The sequence below is a fragment of the Devosia sp. genome (assembly GCF_041917035.1).
GTDB lineage: Bacteria > Pseudomonadota > Alphaproteobacteria > Rhizobiales > Devosiaceae > Devosia_A.
Genome location: NZ_JAYRYM010000170.1, coordinates 1 through 7,975, shown reverse-complemented (window position 1 = coordinate 7,975; position 7,975 = coordinate 1). Strand labels below are relative to the sequence as shown.

The following is a 7,975-nucleotide window of genomic DNA, read 5'->3' as shown; positions in this document are numbered from 1 at the left end:
GCATGGTCGGCGGGCAGATGCTCGACATCGAAGGCGAGACGCACTTCCTCACCGAGCGCGCCATCGCCGACATGCATGCCATGAAGACCGGGGCGCTGATCCGGGCGGCGGTGCGGATGGGAGCGCTTCTCGGCGGCGCCTCCGAGACCGAACTCGGCCAGCTGACCGCTTACGCCGAGGCGGCCGGACGCGCCTTCCAGCTCGCCGACGACATTCTCGATGTGACGGCGACGGCCGAAGCCATGGGCAAGAAGACCGGCAAGGATGCCGGGCAGGGCAAGCAGACCCTGGTTGCCCGCATCGGCGTCGATGCCGCGCGGCGCCGGCTGGGCGAAATGATCCACGACGCCCTGAGCGCACTCCTGCCGTTCGGCGACGACGCCGAGGGTCTGCGCGCCACGGCCCGTTTCTTCGCCGAGCGGGAAAGCTGACACACCCTCTATGGAGCTAGCCATTGTCGCTTGATACCGTGAAGGCGGACCTCGCCGCCCGCGCACCCGACCTCGCCGTCATCGTCACCCCGGACTCGACCGCGACGGTCGAACTGGCGGCGGCCGTGCATGGCGTCGCGCCGGGCCAGATCGCCAAGACCCTCGCCATCCGCGTGGGGGAGAGCGAATTTCTCCTTGTCACCCGCGGCGATGCGAGGCTGAGCAATCAGAAGGCCAAGGCAGCGTTCGGTGGACGGCCCCGCATGCTCGGCCCCGAGGACGTGCTGCGCCTGACCAGCCACGCGGTCGGCGGGGTCTGCCCCTTCGGCCTGCCGGCGCCGCTGACCGTCTACTGCGATACCTCGCTCAGGACCTACGACGAGGTTATTCCCGCCGGCGGCTCCACCCATGCATCGGTGCGGCTGCCGCTCGACCGGCTGGTGGAGCTTTGCGGCGGGCGCTGGGCCGATGCCTGCGACGTGCCCGCGCCGTGACCGTCGACCGCCTCGAGATCGTCTCGGTCAATGTCGGGCGCCCCGAGCGCATCGACGGCCACAAGGCGCCGACCGGGATCAACAAGCGGCCGGTGACGGGGCCGGTGCCGATCGGTCCGCTCGGGCTTCTCGGCGATGCCGTGCTCGACAGCAAGCACCATGGTGGCCCCGACCAGGCGGTGTATCTGTACGGCCTGCCCGACTATGCGTTCTTCGCCCGTGAACTCGGCCGGACGCTTCCACCCGGCCTCTTCGGCGAGAACCTGACCGTCGCCGGCCTCGAAAGTGCCCGCATCCATGTCGGCGACCGCTTTACGATCGGCGACGTGCTGCTCGAGGCCAGTGCGCCGCGCAACCCCTGCGCGACCTTTGCCGCACGCATGGGCGACGTCCATTGGGTGAAGCGCTTCCACGCCGCGCAGCGCCCCGGCGTCTATGCGCGGGTCCTGTCGCCCGGGACTGTTGCGGCGGGCATGGCCGTGACCCATGTCCCATTCGCCGGCAGGAAGGTGCCGATCACCGAACTCACCACGGACTACAAGAAGCCATCTCGCGACCGCATGCGCTATCTGCTCGGGGCGCCGATCCATCGCGATCTCGTGGAGCAGTATACCGCCGCGCTGGCGCAGGGCGATCTGCTCGCCTGAGCCGCCCTCAGGTGCCGGGCGGGCGAAGGTTGCCGGTGAGCCCGAGCGCCACCAGCACCAGAGCCAGCGCAGCCAGCCAGAACCAGCGGCGGCGAGCTGCCTCGCCGGTGAACAGCCAGTCCAGCAGCGGCTTCATGCGCCGTCCTCCGCCGGTGAACGCGTTGCACTCATCCGATGATGCCCAGCCATCGCCCCACGAGAAGCCCCAGGCCGACCACCATGACGGTGCCGAAGAAGCGGAACGTGTAGCGCGTCGCCCGCTCGGGCAGAAAGGTATCGAACACCCGCCCGCTGGTCGCGCCGTGCCGCACCGCCAGCGCGGTCAGCGGGCACTTCATGCCATTTCCGACAAACACCACGCTCTCGATGGCCAGCAGGCCCAGGGCCACCCACAGCCAGGGCCCGGTCGCGCCGGTCAGGCCGGCATAGAGGAGCACGAACGTAGATACAGCCATGACGACGTAGATGGCGGTGTGCACCCACCGGATCAGCGCCAGTGCCGGCGATCCGCCCGCCTCCGCCATCGCTATTCCGCCGCGCTCCGCGCGCCCCGCCCGAACCGCTTCTCGATATAGTCGGCGACCATTCCCTTGAACTGCTCGGCGACATCAGCGCCGCGCAGCGTCGCGACCTTCTGGCCGTCGACGAAGACCGGCGCCGCCGGGGCCTCGCCGGTACCGGGGAGCGAGATGCCGATATCGGCGTGCTTGGACTCTCCGGGCCCGTTGACGATGCAGCCCATCACCGCGACGGACAACTGCTCGACACCGGGGTAGCGCTCCTTCCAGTCCGGCATGGAGGCACTGAGGTGATCCTGGATTTCCTTGGCCAGCACCTGAAAGGTCTGGCTGGTGGTACGGCCGCAACCGGGGCAGGCCGCGACGACCGGTAGGAACTGCCGGAAGCCCATGGTCTGTAGCAGCTCCTGCGCCACGCGCACCTCCTGCGTGCGGTCGCCGCCCGGCTCGGGTGTCAGCGAGACGCGGATGGTATCGCCGATCCCCTGCTGCAGCAGGATGCCCATCGCCGCCGACGAGGCGACGATGCCTTTCGACCCCATGCCCGCCTCGGTGAGGCCCAGATGCAGCGCATAGTCGCAGCGCGCCGCGAGATCCTGATAGACCGCGATCAGGTGCTGCACATCGCTGACCTTGGTGGAAAGGATGATCCGATCGCGCCCCAGCCCGATCTCCTCGGCGCGCCGGGCCGACAGCAGCGCCGACTGGATGATCGCCTCCCGCTGCACCGCGGCGGCCGAGACCGGTTCGGCCGAGGCCGAGTTCTCGTCCATCAGCCGGGTCAGCAGGTCCTCGTCGAGCGAGCCCCAGTTGACCCCGATCCGCACCGGCTTGTTGTAGCGGATGGCGAGTTCGATGAGGGTGGAGAACTGGGTGTCGCGCTTGGCCTTGAACCCGACATTGCCCGGGTTGATCCGGTACTTGTCGAGCGCCTCGGCACAGGCCGGGTGCTCCGTCAGGAGCTTGTGGCCGATATAGTGGAAATCCCCGATCAGGGGCACGTCGATGCCGCGGCCCCGGAGTCGATCGCGGATATGCGGCACCGCGGCGGCGGCCTCGTCGCGATCGACGGTAATGCGGACCAGTTCCGATCCGGCCCGCCACAGCTGCGCCACCTGCCGCACGGTCGCCTCGACATCGGCGGTGTCGGTATTGGTCATCGACTGGACGACGATCGGGGCACCGCCGCCGACCATGACCCCGCCCACATCCACGCCCACCGCGTTCCGGCGCTGAACACCACTCATCGCTTACCTCGCTGCTGTTCCGAGCAAATAGGCCTTTGAACAATGCGAGGCAATGCTACGATCTCGTGACGAGACACGGGACTCTGCCATGACCTTTCAGGCCTACCTCGACAATATCGAGAAGAATACGGGCGTCGGCCCCGAGGAGTTCATCCGGCGAGCCGCCGAAAAGGGTTTCACCCGGCCCGGAACCAAGGCGACCGAGATCACCGACTGGCTCAAGGCCGAGTTCGGTCTGGGTCACGGTCACGCCATGGCGATCGTCAAGCTGCTGAAGGATTCTGCCGCGTAGCGCCGGGGCAGGCCGGCAGCGAGTCGAAAAACGACTCCGGCGGCCTTGACGCGGGTCGGCGCGAAAACCATGTCCTCGGACATGCGCAACCTAAACATCCTCGCCCGCTTCCTCACCTTCCGCACCGAACTGGCGACGCTGTGGCGCGCCTTCCTCGCGCCCGAGACGCCGCTCCATCTCAAGGCGCTGATGCTGCTGGTACCGCTCTACCTGCTCAGCCCGCTCGATCTGATCCCGGACGTGCTGCCGGTCCTGGGCTGGCTCGATGACCTGATCATCGTACCGCTGCTGGTCAGCTGGCTGGTGCGGTTGCTGCCGCAGCGTGCCGCGGCCTATCCGCGGACACCCACAGGCGATAAGGTCATCGACGGGACCTGGCGGCGCCGCTGAACGTGCCGCCCCGTGCAAGAGGGCGGAGCGAAGCAGATGACAGTAGAACCGGACAATGCGGGCGTCGCCGGATCTGCGGCGGTGGACGCGTACCTGGCGCGAACACCCGAGCCCTTCCGGCAGGCCATGGCGGATATCCGCGCCCTCCTCCGCTCCGCCGCCCCCGACGCCCGCGAGGCTCTCGTCTACGGCGTACCCGGCATCAGGCAGAAGGGACCGCTGGTCTGCTATGCCGCGTTCAAGGCGCATTGCGGCTTCTATCCGATGGACCCCGTTCTGCTCGAGCGCTTCGCCCCGGAACTCACCGGCTTCAAGACGGCCAAGGGCACCATCCAGTTCACCCCGGACCAGCCCGTCCCCGCCGACCTGATCCTGCGGATCGTCGCCGCGCGGCTCGAGCAGGACAAGGCCAAGGGCGGTCGTCGCGGCTGAGGCTTACTCGAAGCGCACCAGCAGGTCCTTGGCGTCGATCTGGTCGCCGGGCTTCACCGTCACTTCCGCCACGACGCCGTCGACTTCCGCGTGGATGGCGGTTTCCATCTTCATGGCCTCGATGGAGAGGAGCACGTCGCCGGCGAACACCTTGTCGCCGACCTTGACGCCCAGCCCCGAGATGACACCCGGCATCGGTGCGCCGATCTGCCTGCCGTCGCCGAGCACCGCCTTGGCACGGACCTTCACCTCGCCGACCTTCAGCCGGTCCGGCACCGTGATGGTGCGCGGCTGGCCGTTGAGATCGAAGAACACCCGCACTTGCCCCTTGTCGTTGGTTTCGGTGCGACCCTGGTAGGTGAGAACCAGCGTCTTGCCCTTCTCGATATCGACGAAGATCTCCTGGCCTTCGGTGAGGCCGTAGAAATAGACGGGCGTCGGCAGCACTTCGGTCGGCCCATACTTGTCCTGCGTCTTGACGAAATCCGCGAAGACCTTGGGATACATCAGGTACGAGGCGAGGCGCCGGTCGTCGATCTCCTCGCCGGTCTCCTTGGCCACCCTCGCCCGTTGGGCCTCGAGATCGACATCCTTGAGATAGGAGCCGGGGCGACGCGTCAGCGGCGCCTTGCCCTTCAGCACCTTCTTCTGCAGCGCCGGCGGGAAACCGCCCGGCGGCTGGCCGAGATCGCCCATGAAGAAGCCCACCACCGAATCGGGGAAGGCGACATCGCGGGCCGGATCCTCGACATCGTCGCGGCTGAGGCCAGCGGAGACCATGGCGAGCGCCATGTCGCCCACTACCTTGGACGACGGCGTGACCTTGACGATATCGCCGAACATCTGGTTGACGTCGGCATAGGTCTGCGCCACGGCGTGCCAGCGACTCTCCAGCCCCAGCGAGCGGGCCTGCTCCTTGAGGTTGGTGAACTGCCCGCCCGGCATCTCGTGCAGGTAGACCTCCGAGGCGCCGCCCTTCAGGTCGCTCTCGAAGGCCCGGTACTGGGTGCGCACGGCCTCCCAGTAGAACGAGATTTCCCGAATCACCTTGCCGTCGAGGCCCGGGTCGCGCGGACCGTCCCGCAGCGCGGCAACGAGCGAGCCGAGCGTCGGCTGCGAGGTGGTGCCACTCAAGGCATCCATAGCGGCATCGACCGCATCGACACCCGCATCGACCGCCGCCATGATCGTCGCTGCCGCGGCCCCGGAGGTGTCGTGGGTGTGCAGGTGAATGGGCAGGCCCACCTCCCGCTTCAGCGTCTCGATGAGCGTCCTGGCTGCCGCCGGCTTCAGGAGCCCCGCCATGTCCTTGAGACCCAGCACATGCGCGCCGGCCGCCTCGAGTTCCCTTGCCAGCCCCACATAGTACTTGAGGTCGTACTTGGCCCGATCGGGGTCGAGCATGTCGCCCGTGTAGCAGATGGCCCCTTCCGCAACCTTCCCCGCCTCCGCCACCGCGTCGATCGACACCCGCATGTTCTCGACCCAGTTGAGGCAGTCGAAGATGCGGAACACGTCCACGCCGCCGGCCGCCGCCTGGCGCACGAAGAACTTCACCACATTGTCGGGATAGTTCGTGTAGCCCACCCCGTTGGAGCCGCGCAGCAACATCTGGGTGAGGATATTGGGCGCCCCCTCGCGCACGGCGCTCAGCCGCTCCCAGGGATCCTCGTTGAGGAAGCGCATTGCGACGTCGAAGGTCGCCCCGCCCCAGCACTCGAGGGAGAAGAGATTGGGCAACCCCCGCGAGTAGGCACGCGCAATGCGGGTGATGTCGAACGAGCGCATGCGGGTGGCGAGCAGCGACTGGTGGGCGTCGCGCATCGTGGTATCGGTGAACAGCACCTGATCCTGCGCCTTCATCCACTGCGCCAGCGCCGCCGGCCCCTGCCGTTCGAGCACCTGGCGCGAACCCTCGACAACTGCCAGCGGAGGGTACTCGGGGACCAGCGGTTCGGCCGCATCGGCGGGCGGACGCGGACGGTCGCGCACCTCGGGATGGCCGTTGATGGTGACGTCGGCGATGTAGGTCAGGAGCTTGGTGGCCCGGTCCTGCCGGCGGCGGAAATCGAACAGCGCCGGCGTGGTGTCGATGAAGCGCGTCGTGTAGCGGTTCCCGATGAAATCGGGATGCGTGATGATGTTCTCGAGGAAGGCGAGGTTGGTGGCGACACCGCGGATGCGGAACTCGCGCAGGGCCCGGTGCATGCGGGCAATCGCCTCGTCGGGCGACGGCGCCCAGCAGGTGATCTTCTCGAGCAGCGGATCGTAGAACCTGGTGATCACGGCGCCGGCATAGGCGGTGCCGCCGTCGAGGCGGACGCCGAAGCCGGTGGCCTCGCGGTAGGCGGTGATGCGGCCATAGTCGGGGATGAAGTTCTGCTCGGGATCCTCGGTGGTCACCCGGCACTGGATGGCATGGCCGTTGAGCCGGATATCCTCCTGCCGGGGCACGCCCGAGTCCGGCGTGCCGATCACGGCGCCCTGCAGCAGCTTGATCTGCGCCTTGACGATGTCGATGCCGGTCACCTGCTCGGTCACCGTGTGCTCGACCTGAATGCGCGGGTTGACCTCGATGAAGTAGAACTTGTCGGTATCGGCATCGAGCAGGAACTCGACCGTGCCGGCGCCGCGATAGTTGGCCGCCCGCCCCAGCCGGATCGCCGCACCGGTCAGCTCGTCGCGCACCTGCTGGCTCAGGTAGGGAGCCGGCGCGCGCTCGACCACCTTCTGGTTGCGCCGCTGCACCGAGCAGTCGCGCTCGAACAGGTGCACCAGGTTGCCATGATCGTCGCCGACCAGCTGCACCTCGACGTGGCGGGCACGCTCGATCAGCTTTTCGAGGTACATCTCGTCCTTGCCGAAGGCGGCCTTGGCCTCGCGCTTGCCCTCCGAGACCTCGTGGACCAGCGTCGTTTCGTCCATGATCCGGCGCATGCCGCGTCCGCCACCGCCCCAGCTGGCCTTGAGCATCAGCGGGTAGCCGATCTGGGCCGCCATGCGACGGACCTCGTCCATATCGTCGGGCAGCGCCTCGGTCGCCGGGACCACCGGCACCCCCGAGGCAATCGCCATGTTGCGGGCGGCCACCTTGTTGCCAAGGTCGCGCATGGTCTGCGCCCTCGGGCCGATGAAGACGATGCCGGCGTCCTCGCAGGCATCGGCGAACTCGGGGCTCTCCGACAGCAGCCCGTAGCCGGGGTGGATCGCGTCGGCGCCCGAGATGCGCGCGATGCGGATGTACTCGTCGATCTGCAGATAGGCCTCGACCGGCCCCTTGCCCTTGCCGATCAGGTAGGCCTCGTCGGCCTTGAAGCGATGCAGCGCCAGCTTGTCCTCTTCGGCGTAGCAGGCGACCGTCTTGATGTTCAGTTCGTTGGCCGCGCGGAACACGCGGATCGCGATCTCGCTGCGATTGGCGACCAGTATCTTGGAAATCGGCATGTCTGGGACTCGTGGCGAGAGGGGGCGCACGCGGCGCGGACCTGGGAGCAGTCGTAAACCAGCCAGCGGCGGGCGAAAGC

At 67.8% G+C, this 7,975-nt stretch carries 10 protein-coding genes; 6 read left to right on the top strand and 4 right to left on the bottom strand.

Features of this window, described 5'->3' with window-relative positions; all coding sequences use genetic code 11:
* The 3 genes from ACE3TU_RS15770 to ACE3TU_RS15760 all read left to right on the top strand — a co-directional run.
* A partial coding sequence (locus ACE3TU_RS15770) for a polyprenyl synthetase family protein (RefSeq protein ID WP_374625869.1) occupies positions 1-431 on the top strand: 431 nt, incomplete at its 5' end.
* 23 nt (positions 432-454) lie between these two features.
* The gene (locus ACE3TU_RS15765; RefSeq protein ID WP_374625867.1) at positions 455-925 is read left to right on the top strand and encodes a YbaK/EbsC family protein; all 471 of its coding nucleotides are present in this window, start codon (positions 455-457) and stop codon (positions 923-925) included.
* The gene (locus ACE3TU_RS15760; protein ID WP_374625865.1) at positions 922-1,572 is read left to right on the top strand and encodes an MOSC domain-containing protein; all 651 of its coding nucleotides are present in this window, start codon (positions 922-924) and stop codon (positions 1,570-1,572) included. Before ACE3TU_RS15765 ends, ACE3TU_RS15760 begins: the two co-directional genes overlap by 4 nt.
* Positions 1,573-1,579: 7 nt before the next feature.
* Here the strand turns inward: ACE3TU_RS15760 and ACE3TU_RS15755 are convergent, their stop codons facing one another.
* The 3 genes from ACE3TU_RS15755 to ispG are packed head-to-tail and all read right to left on the bottom strand — an operon-like array spanning position 1,580 to position 3,337.
* The gene (locus ACE3TU_RS15755) at positions 1,580-1,708 is read right to left on the bottom strand and encodes a hypothetical protein (protein WP_374625864.1); all 129 of its coding nucleotides are present in this window, start codon (positions 1,706-1,708) and stop codon (positions 1,580-1,582) included.
* Positions 1,709-1,739: 31 nt separating this feature from the next.
* Positions 1,740-2,096, bottom strand: coding sequence for a hypothetical protein (locus tag ACE3TU_RS15750; RefSeq protein ID WP_374625862.1), 357 nt, complete (start codon positions 2,094-2,096; stop codon positions 1,740-1,742).
* A gap of 2 nt (positions 2,097-2,098) precedes the next feature.
* Positions 2,099-3,337, bottom strand: coding sequence for a flavodoxin-dependent (E)-4-hydroxy-3-methylbut-2-enyl-diphosphate synthase (gene ispG, locus ACE3TU_RS15745; protein ID WP_374625860.1), 1,239 nt, complete (start codon positions 3,335-3,337; stop codon positions 2,099-2,101).
* 88 nt (positions 3,338-3,425) lie between these two features.
* On the opposite strand from ispG, the gene ACE3TU_RS15740 reads away from it, so the two are divergent.
* The 3 genes from ACE3TU_RS15740 to ACE3TU_RS15730 all read left to right on the top strand — a co-directional run bounded on the left by ACE3TU_RS15740 (position 3,426) and on the right by ACE3TU_RS15730 (position 4,451).
* Positions 3,426-3,629: a DUF4287 domain-containing protein gene (locus ACE3TU_RS15740; protein WP_374625858.1), complete on the top strand. Its 204-nt coding sequence runs from the start codon at positions 3,426-3,428 to the stop codon at positions 3,627-3,629.
* Between the two features lie 81 nt (positions 3,630-3,710).
* Positions 3,711-4,019: a YkvA family protein gene (locus ACE3TU_RS15735; protein ID WP_374625856.1), complete on the top strand. Its 309-nt coding sequence runs from the start codon at positions 3,711-3,713 to the stop codon at positions 4,017-4,019.
* A 36-nt stretch (positions 4,020-4,055) separates the two neighbouring features.
* A complete protein-coding gene (locus ACE3TU_RS15730; RefSeq protein ID WP_374625854.1) occupies positions 4,056-4,451 on the top strand; it encodes an iron chaperone in 396 nt (131 codons plus the stop codon).
* Positions 4,452-4,454: 3 nt separating this feature from the next.
* On the opposite strand, the gene pyc is transcribed toward ACE3TU_RS15730, so the two are convergent.
* The gene (gene pyc, locus ACE3TU_RS15725; RefSeq protein WP_374625852.1) at positions 4,455-7,895 is read right to left on the bottom strand and encodes a pyruvate carboxylase; all 3,441 of its coding nucleotides are present in this window, start codon (positions 7,893-7,895) and stop codon (positions 4,455-4,457) included.
* Positions 7,896-7,975 lie beyond the last annotated feature (80 nt).

What these genes read in the sequence shown, in the direction of transcription:
- ACE3TU_RS15755 (WP_374625864.1), bottom strand. Translation starts at nt 1,708, where the DNA reads ATGAAGCCGCTGCTGGACTGGCTGTTCACCGGCGAGGCAGCTCGCCGC.
- ACE3TU_RS15750 (WP_374625862.1), bottom strand. Translation starts at nt 2,096, where the DNA reads ATGGCGGAGGCGGGCGGATCGCCGGCACTGGCGCTGATCCGGTGGGTG.
- ispG (WP_374625860.1), bottom strand. Translation starts at nt 3,337, where the DNA reads ATGAGTGGTGTTCAGCGCCGGAACGCGGTGGGCGTGGATGTGGGCGGG.
- ACE3TU_RS15740 (WP_374625858.1), top strand. Translation starts at nt 3,426, where the DNA reads ATGACCTTTCAGGCCTACCTCGACAATATCGAGAAGAATACGGGCGTC.
- ACE3TU_RS15735 (WP_374625856.1), top strand. Translation starts at nt 3,711, where the DNA reads ATGCGCAACCTAAACATCCTCGCCCGCTTCCTCACCTTCCGCACCGAA.
- ACE3TU_RS15730 (WP_374625854.1), top strand. Translation starts at nt 4,056, where the DNA reads ATGACAGTAGAACCGGACAATGCGGGCGTCGCCGGATCTGCGGCGGTG.
- pyc (WP_374625852.1), bottom strand. Translation starts at nt 7,895, where the DNA reads ATGCCGATTTCCAAGATACTGGTCGCCAATCGCAGCGAGATCGCGATC.